At 68.9% G+C, this 15467-nt stretch carries 16 protein-coding genes; 8 read left to right on the forward strand and 8 right to left on the reverse strand.

The window, feature by feature from the left end; all coding sequences use genetic code 11:
• Positions 1 to 5: 5 nt before the first annotated feature.
• Entirely contained in the window at positions 6 to 461 is a 456-nt protein-coding gene (locus tag RCP80_RS04935) for a lipoprotein LpqV (protein ID WP_308481268.1), read from the reverse strand.
• 188 nt (positions 462 to 649) lie between these two features.
• Between RCP80_RS04935 and RCP80_RS04940 the strand changes: the two genes are divergently transcribed.
• Together RCP80_RS04940 and RCP80_RS04945 are read left to right on the forward strand one after the other, a co-directional pair.
• Positions 650 to 1204 carry a cysteine dioxygenase gene (locus tag RCP80_RS04940; RefSeq protein WP_308481269.1) on the forward strand — a complete coding sequence of 185 codons (555 nt, stop codon included), beginning with the start codon at positions 650 to 652 and terminating at the stop codon, positions 1202 to 1204.
• 2 nt (positions 1205 to 1206) lie between these two features.
• Entirely contained in the window at positions 1207 to 1668 is a 462-nt protein-coding gene (locus RCP80_RS04945; protein WP_308481270.1) for a rhodanese-like domain-containing protein, read from the forward strand.
• On the opposite strand, the gene RCP80_RS04950 is transcribed toward RCP80_RS04945, so the two are convergent.
• Genes RCP80_RS04950 through RCP80_RS04960 form a run of 3 tightly spaced genes read right to left on the reverse strand, consistent with a single transcriptional unit; the run spans position 1562 to position 5131 of the window.
• Positions 1562 to 3247 (reverse strand): alpha/beta hydrolase, encoded by a 1686-nt coding sequence (locus tag RCP80_RS04950; protein WP_308482707.1) that lies wholly within the window; start codon positions 3245 to 3247, stop codon positions 1562 to 1564. The genes RCP80_RS04945 and RCP80_RS04950 overlap by 107 nt on opposite strands.
• 60 nt (positions 3248 to 3307) lie before the next feature.
• Positions 3308 to 4084: an enoyl-CoA hydratase gene (locus tag RCP80_RS04955; RefSeq protein WP_308481271.1), complete on the reverse strand. Its 777-nt coding sequence runs from the start codon at positions 4082 to 4084 to the stop codon at positions 3308 to 3310.
• A gap of 12 nt (positions 4085 to 4096) precedes the next feature.
• Positions 4097 to 5131 carry an enoyl-CoA hydratase/isomerase family protein gene (locus RCP80_RS04960; protein WP_308482708.1) on the reverse strand — a complete coding sequence of 345 codons (1035 nt, stop codon included), beginning with the start codon at positions 5129 to 5131 and terminating at the stop codon, positions 4097 to 4099.
• Positions 5132 to 5339: 208 nt separating this feature from the next.
• Between RCP80_RS04960 and RCP80_RS04965 the strand changes: the two genes are divergently transcribed.
• A complete protein-coding gene (locus RCP80_RS04965) occupies positions 5340 to 6185 on the forward strand; it encodes a Bax inhibitor-1/YccA family protein (RefSeq protein WP_308481272.1) in 846 nt (281 codons plus the stop codon).
• Between the two features lie 122 nt (positions 6186 to 6307).
• On the opposite strand, the gene RCP80_RS04970 is transcribed toward RCP80_RS04965, so the two are convergent.
• Positions 6308 to 7525 carry an acetyl-CoA C-acetyltransferase gene (locus RCP80_RS04970; RefSeq protein WP_308481273.1) on the reverse strand — a complete coding sequence of 406 codons (1218 nt, stop codon included), beginning with the start codon at positions 7523 to 7525 and terminating at the stop codon, positions 6308 to 6310.
• A 33-nt stretch (positions 7526 to 7558) separates the two neighbouring features.
• Positions 7559 to 8515, reverse strand: a complete 957-nt coding sequence (locus RCP80_RS04975) for an SGNH/GDSL hydrolase family protein (RefSeq protein ID WP_308481274.1) — start codon at positions 8513 to 8515, stop codon at positions 7559 to 7561.
• Between the two features lie 214 nt (positions 8516 to 8729).
• Here RCP80_RS04975 and RCP80_RS04980 point away from each other — a divergent pair, with 214 nt between their 5' ends.
• From RCP80_RS04980 to RCP80_RS05000, 5 genes are all read left to right on the forward strand, one after another.
• Positions 8730 to 9782, forward strand: coding sequence for an alpha/beta hydrolase (locus RCP80_RS04980; protein ID WP_308481275.1), 1053 nt, complete (start codon positions 8730 to 8732; stop codon positions 9780 to 9782).
• A gap of 56 nt (positions 9783 to 9838) precedes the next feature.
• A complete protein-coding gene (locus tag RCP80_RS04985) occupies positions 9839 to 11245 on the forward strand; it encodes a cystathionine beta-synthase (protein WP_308481276.1) in 1407 nt (468 codons plus the stop codon).
• A gap of 91 nt (positions 11246 to 11336) precedes the next feature.
• Positions 11337 to 12272 (forward strand): DUF2189 domain-containing protein, encoded by a 936-nt coding sequence (locus RCP80_RS04990; RefSeq protein WP_308481277.1) that lies wholly within the window; start codon positions 11337 to 11339, stop codon positions 12270 to 12272.
• Positions 12273 to 12389: 117 nt separating this feature from the next.
• Complete coding sequence (locus RCP80_RS04995) at positions 12390 to 12947, forward strand: Rv1078 family RDD domain-containing protein (protein ID WP_308481278.1); 558 nt, start codon at positions 12390 to 12392, stop codon at positions 12945 to 12947.
• Positions 12948 to 12986: 39 nt separating this feature from the next.
• A complete protein-coding gene (locus RCP80_RS05000) occupies positions 12987 to 14162 on the forward strand; it encodes a cystathionine gamma-synthase (RefSeq protein WP_308481279.1) in 1176 nt (391 codons plus the stop codon).
• A 6-nt stretch (positions 14163 to 14168) separates the two neighbouring features.
• On the opposite strand, the gene RCP80_RS05005 is transcribed toward RCP80_RS05000, so the two are convergent.
• Together RCP80_RS05005 and greA are read right to left on the reverse strand one after the other, a co-directional pair.
• A complete protein-coding gene (locus tag RCP80_RS05005) occupies positions 14169 to 14819 on the reverse strand; it encodes a GPP34 family phosphoprotein (protein WP_308481280.1) in 651 nt (216 codons plus the stop codon).
• A 48-nt stretch (positions 14820 to 14867) separates the two neighbouring features.
• Positions 14868 to 15362, reverse strand: coding sequence for a transcription elongation factor GreA (gene greA / locus RCP80_RS05010; protein ID WP_308481281.1), 495 nt, complete (start codon positions 15360 to 15362; stop codon positions 14868 to 14870).
• Between the last annotated feature and the right edge of the window lie 105 nt (positions 15363 to 15467).

The following is a 15467-nucleotide window of genomic DNA, read 5'->3' on the forward strand; positions in this document are numbered from 1 at the left end:
GGCCGCTACCCGCATTGCCCGTCGGCGGCGGCGTTGACGGCCAAGATGACGCCCGCCTGCTGCGCGGGGGTCAACTCCGACCACGGGGTGTGGAAGTTGCCCGGATCGCTGAAGCCGGGCTCCTGCAGGACTTTCAGGTACGGCTCGACCTGGACCTTCGGGTCGCCGCCCTGCGCGTCGATCCACCGCTTGGCGGCCAGGCAGGCCTGGCCGTACTGGGACTCGGTGGCCACCGAGGGCACGTCGACGCGGGTGGTGATCCCGCCGGGGGAGACGCCGACCGCGCCCGCCGGAACCGGTTCGGCCGGCGGCGCCGGCATCTCCGAGGTGGACGTCGACGGGGCGGGCGCGGCGGATTCGGCGGCCTCGTCCTGGCCCGACGAACAGCCCGCACCGAGCGTCGCGGCGACCAGAGCCAGCACCGCGCCACCCCACGGGTTCACATTGGGATACCTGCGCATACGCACCAATCTAGAGCGTGGGTGCGGCGCTCGGGGCGGCAGCCGCCGACCGCGCGCCAGAATCACCGTGAGATTAACTCGTGCGGCGCTGCGGGCGGGCGTGCGATGGTGTTCGCCATGACGAAACGGATGTGTTGTCGGTCCTGCTGACCGCCCCTTTCCCGTCTCGTCGTCTCAGGAGTTCCGCCATGTCCACTGCCGTGCTGCCCACCCACGCCCTTTCACCGGTTCCCGCCGTCTCCGATCCGTCCCGGCTGCGGTTGCCCGACCTGCTCGCGGCCACCGACCGCGCCGCCGCCGACTTCCTCGATGGCCACTACGACCATCTGCTGCCGCCCGGCGGCGTGCCCGTCGACGACCGGTGGTTCACCCGCCTGCACTCCGACGACGACCTCGACGTGTGGTTGATCAGCTGGGCTCCCGGCCACCCCACCGACCTGCACGACCACGGCGGCTCGCTGGGCGCGCTGACCGTGCTGTCCGGTGCGCTGCACGAATACCGTTGGAACGGTGACCATTTGCGACGCCGACGGTTGGTGGCCGGCGATCAGGCCGCGTTCCCGCTGGGGTGGGTGCACGACGTGGTGTGGGCGCCGACGGCGGTGGGCGCCGCGGCGCAGCAGCCGACGCTGAGTGTGCACGCCTACTCGCCGCGGCTGACCGCCATGTCGTACTACGAGGTGACCGAGCGCGGCACGCTGCGTCGGCAGCGCACCGAGTTGACCGATCAGCCGGAGGGTTGACCATGAGCCGGATCGACGTGGTGCTGGCGGCGGCCCGGGCCCGGTTGCACCGACTGCCCGCCGACGAGGTGCCGCGGGCGCTGGCGCGCGGCGCGGTCCTGGTCGACATCCGGCCCGCCGCCCAGCGCGGCCGCGAGGGCGAGGTGCCCGGTGCGCTGATCATCGAACGCAACGTGCTGGAGTGGCGCTGCGATCCGACCAGCGAGGCCCGGATCCCGCAGGCCGTCGACGACGACGTCGAATGGTTGATCCTGTGCTCGGAGGGTTACAGCTCCAGCCTGGCCGCGGCCGCGCTGCAGGACCTCGGCCTGCACCGTGCCACCGACGTCATCGGCGGCTACCACGCCCTGGTGGGGGTCAGCCGTTCTCGTCGCCGTGCACCATCGGTCGTAGCCGCTCGGTCTTCTCCGGCGTCCACCCCGGCGGTTGCAGCACCGCGGCCCAGCCGTTCACCACGTCCTTGACGTACTTGTGGCCGTGACCGTCGGGCACGTCGACGGCCACCGCCATGTCCGCGGAAACCTGCAGGAACGTCACCACCGGAATCCAATGCATGCGCGGTGAGACGTCGTAGCCGCGTGGCTCGCGCAGCCAATCCGGTTCGCGGAACAGCAGATCCGGCGTCCACCACGCAATGGGATCCGAGGCGTGCTGCAGGTACACCACCCGAGGTTCGCTCCAGGGATCGGCGGGCCGGTTCAGATTGTCCGGACGCGCGACAAAGCGCACATTCTCGCCGTCCTCGTAGATCGGCAACCACATGGGCGAGCCCGCATCGCGGTCCGCCGTCAGCTGAGTCCAGATGGTGTTGTTGAAGGTCGGCCCGGAGAACAGCGCGCCGTCGGTGCGTGCGACGAGATTGTTCAGGCTCAGGAACGGTGCCTCGCCGCCGAAGGAGCCGAGGCTTTCGCCGAACACCACCACCTTGGGGCGCTGCGCCTCCGGCAACTCGTTGACCAACTCGTCGACGGCCTCGAACAGCGCCTGGCCGGCCTGCCGCGCGTTCTCCTGGTCGACGAGAAAGGACAGCCAGCTCGGCAGGAACGAGTACTGCATGGACACGATCGCGGTGTCGCCGTTGTACATGTACTCCAGCGCGGACGCCTCGGCCTCGTTGATCCAGCCGGTGCCGGTGGTTGTCGCCACGGCCACCACCTGGCGGTCCAGGCCGCCGGTCCGCAGGAGTTCGCGCGCGGCCAGCTCGGCGGTCTCGCGGATGTTGTCGGCCGTGTCGAGGCCCGCATACGCGCGGATGGGGTCCTGGGCGGGCGCGCGGTTGAAGGCCGTGAGGTCCTCGACGCTGGGACCGCCGGAGACGAAGATGCGGCCCTGGTGTCCCAACGATTCCCAGGACACCAGTGATTCCGGGCCGCCCGAACGCATCGGCGTGGTCGGTGGCGCGGTGTCCGGTGAGTCCTCGTCGTTGATGGCCGCGAAGGTGCTGTTGAGCCAGTCCATCGCGACGCGGGCAACGACGCCGTTGAGCAGCGCGATACTCAACGCGACCACCAGGCCGACCGCGATCACGCCCGAAACCCGCGGTGGGGCAACGCGTTCCAGCTGCCGCATCAAAAACAGCACCAGCCGCCGCAGCAACTGGCCGATCTCGACGATCACGAACCACACGATCACGGCCAGCAGCGCGGCCTGCGGGTAGTTGTACCAGCGCAGGTGCGCCACGCCCATCAGGTCGCGAACGTCGTCCTGCCAGTGCTGGAAGAAGAACTGCATGCCGACCATCCCGGCCACCCCGACCACCACCAGGGCGATCCAGGCCCAGCCGGGAGCGGTTGGGCTGGAATCCTTTCCGCGCATGTAGCGCACCAGCCATACCGCGAACACGCCGATCAGGTAGCCGGCCGCGCCGGCGCCGCCGCTGACCAGGCCCTGAAACATCGGTCCGCGTGGCAGCAGCGACGGCGTCAGCGACAGGAAGATGAACGCCAGACCCACGGCGGTGCCGAAGAAGGTGTAGTGCCTGGCCCACCACGGCCCGTCGGAGGCCCGTTCGGCGGGCGGTGATTCCGGTTCGGGCGGGTCAATGGTGGCTACGGGCCCACTGGCCTCGGTATCGGCGGCGTCCGCATCGGTCACCAGAGCACCTTAACGGTGTTTGAACTGCGCAGTCCTCTTCTCGGCGAATGCGGCCATGCCCTCGGACTGGTCCTCGGTGGCGAAGGCCGAGTGGAACAGTCGGCGTTCATAGAGCAGACCCTCGGTCAGGGTGGTCTCGAAGGACCGGTTGACGGCCTCCTTGGCCATCCGTGCTGCCGACAGCGACATCTGGGAGATGGTGGCGGCGACGGCCTTCGCCTCGCTCAGCAGGTCGGCGGCCGGGACGATCCGCGACACCAGTCCGGCCCGTTCGGCCTCCTCGGCATCCATGTTGCGTCCGGTCAGGATCAGGTCCATCGCCTTGGCCTTGCCGATGGCGCGCGTCAACCGCTGGCTGCCGCCCATGCCGGGCAGCACCCCGAGCTTGATCTCGGGCTGGCCGAATTTGGCAGTGTCCGCGGCGATCAGCAGATCGCACATCATCGCCAACTCGCAACCGCCGCCGAGCGCGTAGCCGGCCACCGCGGCGATGGTCGGGGTGCGGACCCCGGCGAACTCACCCCATTTGGCGAAGAAGTCGGAACCGAACACGTCGGCGAACGACAGGTCGGCCATCTCCTTGATGTCCGCACCCGCGGCGAACGCCTTTTCGCTGCCGGTGATGACGATCGCGCCGATGCCGGGGTCGTTGTCGAGTTCGCGGGCGGCGGCGGTGACTTCGTTCATCACCTGGCTGTTCAGCGCGTTGAGCGCCTTCGGGCGGTTGAGCGTGATGAGTCCGACGCGGTCCTCGCGCTCGACGATGATGGTTTCGTATTGGCTCATGTGCACTCCTTCTCAGAACGTCAGATCGGGATCGGCTGGGGCGAAGTAGTTTTCGATATCCTCGCGGGTGACCTCGCCCAGCGAGGCCGGCGACCACGTCGGGTTTCGGTCCTTGTCGACCAACTGGGCGCGGATGCCCTCGACGAAGTCGTGCGAGCGCGCCGAGGCGCAGGACACGCGGTACTCCTGGACCAGCGCATCGCGCAGGGATTCCAGTGTCTTGGCGCGACGCACGGATTCCAGGGTGACCGACAGGGCAATGGGCGAGCGGCCGGCGATCACGTTGGCCGCGTCGTTGGCCGGGCCCGCGTCGTGGCCGCGCAGGGCGGCGATGATGTCGGAGACGGTATCGCCGGCGAAGCAGTCGTCGATCCAATGCCGCTGGGCGACAAGGTCGCTGGCCGGGGGCGCCACGGCGTGCTTGGCGACCGCGGCGTCGATGTCGCCCGCGACGATGTCGGCGGTGAGTTCGGCGAGCTTGTCGTGCGGGACGAAGTGGTCGGCGAAACCCAGGGCGATCGCGTCGGCGCCGGAGAACGGTGAACCCGTCAGCGCCGCATGCAGACCCAGCGCGCCGGGCGCGCGGGACAGCAGGTAGGTGCCGCCGACGTCGGGAATGAAGCCGATGCCGACTTCCGGCATGGCCATCTTGGTGGTGTCGGTGACGACGCGCACGCTGCCGTGGGCGGCCACGCCGACGCCGCCGCCCATCACGATGCCGTCCATCAGGGCGATGTAGGGCTTGGGGTAGTCGCCGATCAGCGCGTTCATCCGGTACTCGTCGAACCAGAACTTGCGCGCGGCGCTGCCGTCGGCGCGGGCGCTGTGGTAAAGCGCCACGACGTCGCCGCCGGCGCACAGGCCGCGTTCGCCGGCGCCCTCGACGAGCACCGCACGGATGTCGTCATCGTCGGCCCAGGCGGCCAGCGTTTCGGCCAGCACGTCGACCATGGTCTGGTTCAGCGAGTTGATGGCCTTGGGTCGATTGAGCGTCAGGATGCCGACGCCGTTATCGACGCGGGTCAGGATCTCGTCGGTCACGCGGATTCGTCCTGTTCGTCGAGCGGAATGATTTCGAAACGTCAATAGTTGGACATCCTAGTATTGCCAGGTGAACGGCGGGTGGCGCCCCCGGCCTGCGCAGGGCAGGATCGAAGAAATATTCGCGGTGAAAACCGGAACCTGGTCGGGGTGCTATTCGTTGCACCAGTGTTCGTGTCAGACTTCCAGGGACCTCACAGGAAAGGAACCCACGGTGCGGGAAACCAGCAATCCGGTATTTCGTTCGCTGCCTAAGCAGCAGGGCGGGTACGCGACATTCGGCTCTGGTGTGGCCGGCGCCGCTGCAGCAGCGCAGGTACAGCAGGGTTACGAGCCCTATCTCGATCAGCAGCAGCGCGGCGTTTCGCGCCCGCTGACCATCGACGATGTCGTCACCAAGACGGGTATCACGCTCGCCGTGCTGTCCGTGGTGGGTGTCATCTCCTACTTCCTCGTTTCGGCCAACCTGGCCCTGGCGACGCCGTTCGCCTTGGTCGGCGCACTCGGCGGCCTGGCACTGGTGCTGGTGGCGACCTTCGGTCGTAAGCAGGACAACCCGGCGATCGTGCTGAGCTACGCGGCCCTCGAGGGCCTGTTCCTCGGCGCAATCTCGTTCATCTTCGCCAACCTGATGTCCTCGGGCGGCGGCGCGATGATCCTGCAGGCGGTCATCGGGACGCTCGGCGTGTTCTTCGGGATGTTGGTGGTCTACAAGACCGGCGCCATCCGCGTGACGCCGAAGTTCACCCGGATGATCGTCGCCGGCATGATCGGCGTGCTGGTGCTGATGCTGGCCAACTTCGGGGCCGCGATCTTCGGCCTCAACGGTGGCGCGGGCCTGGGTCTGCGCGACGGCGGCATGCTGGCCATCGGCTTCTCGCTGGTCTGCATCGGTCTGGCGGCCTTCAGCTTCCTGATCGACTTCGATGCGGCCGATCAGATGATCCGCGCCGGAGCCCCCGAGAAGGCCGGCTGGGGCGTGGCCCTGGGCCTGACCGTCACCCTGGTCTGGCTGTACATCGAGATCCTGCGTCTGCTCAGTTACTTCCAGAGCGACTAGTACCGACACGAGGAAGGCCCGGCGCATCCCGCACCGGGCCTTTTTCGTTGCGTTGAGGCTGCGCCAACCGTGCGGGTCACTCAGTCGGACATTTGCACGGTGAGCGCAGCCTCAACGAAAAGCTAGGACAGGCGCTCCAGCACCATCGCCATGCCCTGGCCGCCGCCGACGCACATCGACTCGATGCCGAACGTCTTGTCGTGCGTGGTCAGGTTGTTGAGCAGCGTCGCGGTGATGCGGGCGCCGGTCATGCCGAACGGGTGCCCGAGCGCGATCGCCCCGCCGGACACGTTGAGCTTGTCCTTGTCGATGCCGAGCTCGCGTGCCGAGCCGAGCACCTGCACCGCGAACGCCTCGTTGATCTCCACCAGATCGATATCGGAGATGGTCTTGCCCGCCTTCGCGAGCGCCCGCTTGATCGCCTCGATCGGGCCCAGGCCCATGATCTCCGGCGACAGCCCGGACACCCCGGTGGACACGATGCGCGCCAGGGGGGTCAGGCCGAGCTCCTTGGCCTTGGTGTCGCTCATGATGACCACCGCGGCGGCGCCGTCGTTCAACGGGCAGGCGTTGCCCGCGGTGATGGTGCCGTTGGGCCGGAACACGGGCTTGAGCTGGCTGATCTTCTCGTAGGTGGTGCCGGCGCGCGGGCCGTCATCGGTGGCGACGACGGTGCCGTCGGGCAACGTCACCGGCACGATCTCGCGCTCGAAGAAACCGCTCTTGATGGCCTCTTCGGCGCGGTTCTGCGAACGCACGCCCCAGTGGTCCTGGTCTTCGCGGCTGATCCCGGTGTACAGCGCCACATTCTCGGCGGTCTGGCCCATGGCGATGTAGACGTCGGGGATCAGTCCGTCCGCGCGCGGGTCGCGCCACTCGTCGGCGCCCTCGGCCTGCTTCGCGGTCCGCGCCTGTGCCTCGTCGAACATCGGGTTCTTGCTGTTGGGCGCGCCGTCGGCGGCACCGACCCCGAACCGGGACACGGTCTCCACGCCCGCGGAGATGAACACGTCGCCCTCGCCGGCCTTGATGGCGTGGAACGCCATCCGAGTGGTCTGCAGCGACGACGAACAGTAGCGGTTGACCGTGGTGCCGGGCAGGAAGTCGTAGCCGAGCTCGACGGCCACCGCGCGGCCGATGTTGTAGCCGGCCTCACCGGCGGGCTGCGCGCAGCCCATCATCAGATCGTCGATCTCGCGCGGGTCCAGCGACGGCACCTTGTCGAGGGCGGCGCGGACCATCTGGGCGGCGAGATCGTCGGGGCGCATGGTGGCCAGCGACCCCTTGACGGCGCGGCCGATGGGCGACCGGGCGGTGGCGACAATGACGGCTTCGGGCATGGCGTTCTCCTAAAAAAGACGGTGGTGCAAACGCTAGCCCGCGGACACCACCAGCGGCGCGGGCACCCCGGTGGTGCGCCGCGGCCACCGCCTGGCCAGCATCCGCAACCGGGCACCCAGCGTCCGGCTCTCGGCCCCCTCGGTTTCCCAGGGCAGCTCGCCGTGCCATTCGCCGAGCGCGAAGCACAGCGCCGGCAGCAACTGTTGGGCGGCCAGCGTGTAGCCGGCCGCCGACGGATGGAACCTGTCGTCGGAGAACAGCACCTCGGGTGCCTTCAGGAACTCCGGCGCCAGCAGGTCGGCGAACGGCACCGGGACGCCGCCGGCCGCCCGCACCGTGGCCGCCTGTACGCGGGCCAACCGCAGTCCTAGGCTGCGGGTGACCCAGCGCAGCGGCTGCGGGATTGCGGTGATGATGCCGAAGTCCGGGCAGGTGCCGACGACCACGACGGCGCCGCTGGCGCGCAGTCGTTTCACGGCCTCCCCGAGGCGACGGGCCGAGGCGGCAATGCCGTTGAGCGCGGTGATGTCGTTGGCGCCGATCATGATCACCGCGGCGTCCGGCGGCGGGCCCGCCACGAACATCGCATCGACCTGACCGGACAGCCCCTTGGAGGTGGCGCCGACAATGGCCTTGGTGCTGAGCCGGATGCGCTGTCCCGACTGCTCGGCGAGCCCGCGCGCGAGCAGCACCCCCGGCACCTCCTCGGCGTCGCGACAGCCGTAGCCCGTGGCCGTGGAGTCGCCGAACACCATCAGGTGTAGGTCGAACGGGACGTCGTGTTCCCACCGCTCGACGGGGCCGCCGCCGGGTGCGTACACGCCGTCGGCGCGTGGCGGGATGTCCCAGGACTTGGGGATGATCTGGCGGGCCTGGTCGGCCTGTCCGGTGAGTAGATTGCGCGCGCCGAGCACGCCGACGCCCGTGGAAGCCAGGGCCCCTACTGCTGCCAGTGCCAGCGTCGACCGACGCGTTCCGCGTTTGCCCACGGTCATGAGCTTACTGATGAAACGGGTGCGGTCCGGGATTGCCGGAGGCGTGCGTCGGGTACCACGATCACGGCCGGATATCGGATGAGGTATCAATTCAACATCGGAGATTGTTAAAACTCTAAGAAGTGTCAAGCTAAGTTATCCGGGTTGGCTGAACGCCAGCGGAACGCCGGATTGACAGGCCACTACAACGACGTAGGGGAGTGTTGAAATGACCGCACCGAGCAAGGTCCACGGAGCGCCCCGCCTGCACAACGGCACTGGTAGCGTCCGGCGGCCGAGGAAATTTCCGGTCAGTGACGGCGCTCCCGTCGAGATCGTCGAAACCCAGACCAGCCTGATGGGCCACCTCGCGTCGCTGACGTGTCGAGTTACGCTGCGGCCGGTGCTGGCGATCGGCAGCTACGTCCCGCACCTGCCGTGGCCGTTCGGGATCGTCGATCAGCTGGCGCGCGCGCTGACGCCCAAGCCCGGCACCGTGCGCGCCACCATCGCGTTGCCGAACGCCGACGCCATGCTGGTGCGAGCCCCGGGGGTGCTGCCGGCAGACGGGAAACGGCGCGTGGTGCTGTACCTGCACGGCGGTGCGTTTCTGACCTGCGGGGTGAACTCGCACGGACCCATCGGCATCTCGCTGTCGCAGTTCGCCGACGCCCCGGTGCTGATGGTCAACTACCGGCTGATCCCCAAGCATTCGGTCGGCATGGCCGTCGACGACTGTTACGACGCCTACCAGTGGCTGCGGCTGCGCGGCTACGACCCGGACCAGATTGTGCTGGCCGGCGACTCCGCCGGCGGTTACCTGGCGATGACCCTGGCGCAGCGCCTGCAGGATGAGGGCGAGAAGCCCGCAGCGCTGGTGGCCATCTCGCCGCTGCTGCAGCTGGCCAAGGAACCCAAGCAGGCCCACCCGAACATCAAGACCGACGCGATGTTCCCGCCGCGCGCCTTCGACGCGCTGGTCAGCCTGGTGGCCCGGGCCGCGGCCAAGCGCATCGTGAACGACGAACCCGAGCAGGTCTACGAGCCGCTGGACCACATCGAGCCGGGACTGCCGCGGACCCTGATCCACGTCTCGGGATCCGAGGTGCTGCTGCACGACGCGCGGCTGGCGGCGCGCCGGCTGGCCGCGGCCGGGGTGCCCACCGAGGTCCGGGTGTGGCGGGGCCAGATCCACGATTTCCAGATGGGGGCGCCGCTGATCCCGGAGGCCACCCGCTCGCTGCGACAGATCGGCGCATACATCCGCGAGGCGACCGGCTGAGCCCGTAATACCCGGGCTCTGCTGCAGCCCAGATTGGCCTGGGCCAAGATGGAGGCATGCGGATAGCCCGGCACATCAGTGATCTCATCGGCGATACGCCGCTGGTTCGACTCAATTCAGTGGTGCCCGAGGGCCTCGGCACCATCGCGGCCAAGATCGAATACCTCAACCCCGGCGGCAGCTCCAAGGACCGGATCGCGATCAAGATGATCGACGCCGCCGAGGCCAGCGGGCTGCTCAAGCCCGGCGGCACCATCGTCGAGCCCACCTCGGGCAACACCGGCGTCGGCCTGGCCCTGGTGGCGCAGCGCCGCGGGTACAAGTGCATCTTCGTCTGCCCCGACAAGGTCAGCGCGGACAAGCAGGACGTGCTGCGCGCCTACGGCGCCGAGGTCGTGGTGTGCCCGACGTCGGTCCCGCCGGATCATCCCGACAGCTACTACAGCGTCTCGGATCGGCTGGTCGAGGAGATCGACGGCGCCTGGAAGCCGGACCAGTACTCGAACCAGATGGGCCCCGAAAGCCACTACGAGACCACGGGTCCGGAGATCTGGGCGGACACCGACGGCAAGGTCACCCATTTCGTCGCCGGCGTCGGGACCGGCGGGACGATCACCGGTGCGGGTCGGTACCTCAAGGAGATCTCCAAGGACCGCCCGGGCGGCCCGGTCAAGGTCATCGGCGCCGACCCCGAGGGCTCGGTGTACTCCGGCGGGACCGGCCGGCCCTACCTCGTCGAGGGCGTCGGTGAGGACTTCTGGCCCACCGCCTACGACCCCGCGGTGCCCGACGAGATCATCGCGGTCTCCGATGCCGACTCGTTCGAGATGACGCGGCGGCTGGCGCGTGAGGAGGCGCTGCTGGTCGGCGGCTCGTGCGGGATGGCGGTGGTCGCGGCGATCGAGGCGGCTCGCAATGCCGGACCCGACGCGGTGGTGGTGGTGCTACTCCCCGACGGCGGACGTGGCTACCTGTCGAAGATCTTCAACGACGAATGGATGTCGTCGTACGGCTTCCTGCGCAGCCGGATGGACGGTTCGCGCGCCGAACCGACCGTCGGAGACGTGCTGCGGGGCAAGTCCGGCCTGCTGCCGGCGCTCGTGCACACCCATCCGTCGGAAACCGTCCGCGATGCCATCAACATCCTGCGCGAATACGGTGTCTCGCAGATGCCGGTCGTGGGCGCCGAACCGCCGGTGATGGCCGGCGAGGTGGCTGGCAGCGTGTCCGAGCGCGAACTGCTCTCGGCGGTGTTCGAAGGCCGCGCCCATCTCGCGGACGCCGTCGCCAAGCACATGAGCCCGGCGCTGCCGCTGTTCGGCGCGGGCGAGTTGGCCGGCGCGGCGGCCAAGGCGCTGCGCGACTGGGATGCGGTGATGGTGGTCGACGACGGTAAACCCGCGGGCGTGCTGACGCGCAGTGACCTGCTGGGCTTCCTCTCCGACGACGCGCTGCGGGGGTAACCCGACCTCGCTCGTTGGCCGGACATCGCCGCCGGTTCTCCGGTACCGTTATGCCGCTTTGGCCTGCACATTTCATTCTGGAAGGCGCGCAATGACTGAAAATCCGCCACCTCCGCCGGGCGATCTGCCGCCCCCACCGGACGGCGGGTATCCGCCACCTCCGACCGGTGGCTACCCGCCGCCACCGCCCGGGGCCTATCCGCCACCGCCGGCGCCCGGCGCGTTCCCGCCACCGCCGCGCGGATATGCCGGACCGGGCGACGCCCGCTTCGGGGCGCCCGCGTTCAGCGTCGGGGATGCCTTGACCTGGGCCTGGAACAAGTTCGGCAAGAACGCCGCGCCGTTGGTGATCGTGACGCTGATCGCCTTGGTGGTCGTCAGCGTCGTGTCGCTGGTCTTCCAGGGACTGGCGGCAGCCGTGTCGGGCCCGGTCGCCGAATACGACTCCTACGACGAGGGTTTCGACTTCACCGGCACCGCTGATCTGAGTGCGTCCGGCCTGGCCGTGATGCTGCTCGGCTACGTGGTGCTGCTCCTGGTCGGTGCGGCCGTGACGTCGGCCTACCTGGTGGGCGCCTTCGATATCGCCAACGGCCGGCAGGTTTCGGTCGGCTCGTTCCTGCGCCCGCAGCGCATCGGGGCGTTCGCGGTCCTGAGTCTGCTGGTGGGGCTCGCCACCGGGGCCACGGTGTTCGTGTGCACGTTCCTGCTGACGATGGTCGCGCCGGTGCTGGGCATCCTGGGCATCATCCCCGGCCTGCTGGTGTCGATCCTGCTGCTGTTCGCGACCCTGGCGCTGCTCGACCGGAATCTGAGCCCGGTCGAGGCGATGAAGTTCAGCTTCGATCTGGTCAAGAACAACTTCGGCCCGGTGCTGATGCTGTGGTTGGTCACGATCCTGCTGGCCATCATCGGCACGCTGCTGTGCTTCGTCGGCCTGCTGGTCGCGGTGCCGGTGATCGTGCTGCTCGAGATCTACGCCTACCGCACGCTCAGCGGCGGAGAGGTCGCCCCGGCGCTGCAGTAACGACCTGTCGGACCACATTCAAGGCGTCACGCGGTGGCGCCTTGAATGCTGTTCGGGGCAATCCGGCCCCGCGCCGGCGCTACTGTTCTGGCATCGGTACGGCTTGGGGAGTCCCATGTGATTGGTCCACCTGCAGCGCTGCCGGGTGACTCCCCGATCGGCGGCGACGCCCACCTGCTGCCGCGGGCGGCGTTCACGCCCTGGCGCACGAGGGTGGCGGGCGCAATCATCGACGTGGCCCCGATGCTGCTGCTGACGGCGCTCGGAGTCGCCTTCGCGGTGGCGACCAAAGACCGGGCCTGCGTGCCCAGCCGGACGGGGTACGGGGTCGGCATGTCGTGCCGGACCAACTGGACGGTGGCCGGGGTGATCGTGTTCACCCTGCTCGACCTCGCGGCGCTGGCGTTCGTGATCTGGAACTACGGCTACCGGCAGGGCACCACCGGGTCGAGTATCGGCAAGTCCGTGCTGAAGTTCCGCGTGGTGGACGAAAAAACCTGGCAGCCAATCGGGTTCAGCATGTCGATCGTTCGGCAACTGGCCCATGTGCTGGACACCCTGATCTGCTACCTGGGCTATCTGTTCCCGTTGTGGGATGCCAAGCGGCAGACCTTCGCCGACAAGCTGATGTCGACGGTCTGTGTTCCGCTGTCGGACGTCGCGCACAGGCGCTGAGCAGGCTGTGCGCTCAGCGTGCCGACTAGGCTGGTAGGCATGAGCGAGCAACGTAGTCGGGCCGACGCACACTCCTGGCAGGGGCTGGCCACCCGCGCCATCCACGCCGGATACCGTCCGGACCCCGCGACCGGGGCCGTCAACGTACCGATCTATGCGAGTTCGACGTTCGCCCAGGACGGCGTCGGCGGGCTGCGCAACGGCTTCGAGTACGGACGCACCGGCAACCCCACCCGCTCGGCGCTGGAGGCGTCGCTGGCCGCGGTGGAGGGCGGCACCTTCGGGCGCGCGTTCAGTTCGGGCATGGCGGCCACCGACTGCGCGCTGCGGGCCGTGCTGCGCCCCGGCGACCACGTCGTCATCCCGGACGACGCCTACGGCGGCACGTTCCGGCTCATCGACAAGGTGTTCGCCCACTGGGGCATCACGCACACCCCGGTGGCGCTGTCCGATCTCGACGCGGTGCGGGCCGCGCTGACCGATCAGACCCGGCTCATCCTGGTCGAGACGCCCACCAACCCGCTGCTGTCGATCGCCGACATCGCGGCGCTGTCCGCGATCGGCGCCGAACACGGGGCAAAGGTTCTGGTCGACAACACGTTTGCCTCACCGGCGCTGCAGCAACCGCTGGCACTCGGCGCCCACATCGTGTTGCACTCGACCACGAAGTACATCGGTGGGCACTCCGACGTCGTCGGCGGAGCGCTGGTGACCGACGACGAGGAACTCGACGCGGCGTTCGCCTTCCTGCAGAACGGGGCCGGTGCGGTGCCGGGCCCCTTCGACGCCTATCTGACTCTGCGCGGGTTGAAGACCCTGGAACTGCGCATGCAGCGGCACTCCGAGAACGCGGCCGCGGTGGCCGAGTTCCTCGCCGAGCACGCCGCGGTCACCGAGGTGTTCTACCCGGGACTGCCGAGCCACCCGGGCCACGAGGTGGCCGCCCGCCAGATGTCGGGTTTCGGCGGCATGGTCTCGATCCGGATGCGCGGCGGCGTCGAGGCGGCCCGCGCGCTGTGCGCCGGCACCGAAATCTTCATTCTGGCCGAGTCGCTGGGTGGGGTCGAGTCGCTCATCGAACATCCGGGGGCCATGACGCATGCCTCCACGGCGGGCTCGCAGCTCGAGGTGCCCGATGATCTGGTGCGGTTGTCGGTGGGCATCGAGGATGTCAGCGATCTGATCGGGGACCTGCAACAGGCGCTGGAGGGCTGAGGCGGCTCACCGCAGCGCGGCGCACACCATCGCGGTGGTCACGGCGAGGTTGACCTCGGCGATGCTGCTGTCCGCGGCGACCCAACTGCCGCTGGCGATTTCACCGGCGCGGTGGTGCACCCACCGCCGGCTGCGGGGGTTCAGCGACAGCAGCTCGGGTAGTCCGTCGGCGGTGTGCAGCAGCGCGACCACGGCCGCGGTCGGCGGGGCGGGTTCGGCGTCCTCCAGCAGGGCCGCCAGCAGCGCCGAGCGAACTTGCAATGCGCGATCGCGGTCGGTCAGCAGCCAAACATGGGATCGCTTGGTGTACACCGGTGTTCGTCGCAGCTGCCCGGTGCGTTCCAGGTGTGCCAGCACCGCGGGCTCGACGTTGCGGTGCAGCTTGGTGATCGCGGGCCTGGTGCCGACTGGTCTGCGGGCCAGCGCCTCCCACGCCCAGCGGTTGACGGGATCGCCGTCGTCGGGCCCGGGCAGCGCCAGTAGCCGGCCCGCGGGAACCGGGTCGTCCGCGTCAGCCGGCCGGAGGCGCCACGCGTAGGCGAGGTCGAGCAGCGCCGCGCCGGCCAACAGCCGGTGCCTGCGCGCCGGGGGGAGTGCCGGTGTGCCCGCCGCGTTGTCCAGCAGCAGTAACAGCAGCTCCTCGGCAATGCGTGCCATGCGGGAGGGTGGTTCGGCGCGCTTGCGGCTCGCGCGCCGAGCAGACGCTCAGCCCTGGTACGGCTCGGCGCTGACCAACGTCACCGTGACGGTGTTGCCGTTGGGCACCGTGTAGGTGCGGGTCTCGCCGACCTTGGCGTCGAGCAACGCCCCACCGAGGGGGGAGCTGGGCGAGTAGACCTCGAGGTCGCCGTCGGCGACGCCCTGCTCGCGGGTGCCGATCAGGAACGTCTCGGTGTCCGTCTCGTCGCTGTCGTAGTAGACCTTGACCACCGAGCCGGGCAGCGCGACACCGGACTGCTTGGGCACCTCGCCGACCTTGGCGTCGTTGAGCAGATCCTGCAGCTGTCGGATCCGGGCCTCCTGCTGGCCCTGTTCCTCGCGGGCGGCGTGATAGCCACCGTTCTCACGCAGGTCGCCCTCTTCGCGACGGTCGTTGATTTCCGCGGCGATGACGGGTCGATTGGCGATCAGCTGGTCCAGCTCGGCCTTCAGCCGGTCGTACGCCTCCTGCGTCAGCCAGTTGGCATCGATGTCAGTCATGTGCTCGCGCTCCTCGTCTTTGGTCCGCGCTATTTGCGTTGGGCAGTCTGCCTGCATTCGCTGCCGGAGCTCCGCGTGTATTGCCGTCTCAGAGCCGCGGTGTCT

Origin of the sequence: Mycolicibacterium sp. MU0053 (assembly GCF_963378095.1) — a bacterium.
GTDB classification, from domain to species: Bacteria; Actinomycetota; Actinomycetes; order Mycobacteriales; family Mycobacteriaceae; genus Mycobacterium; species Mycobacterium burgundiense.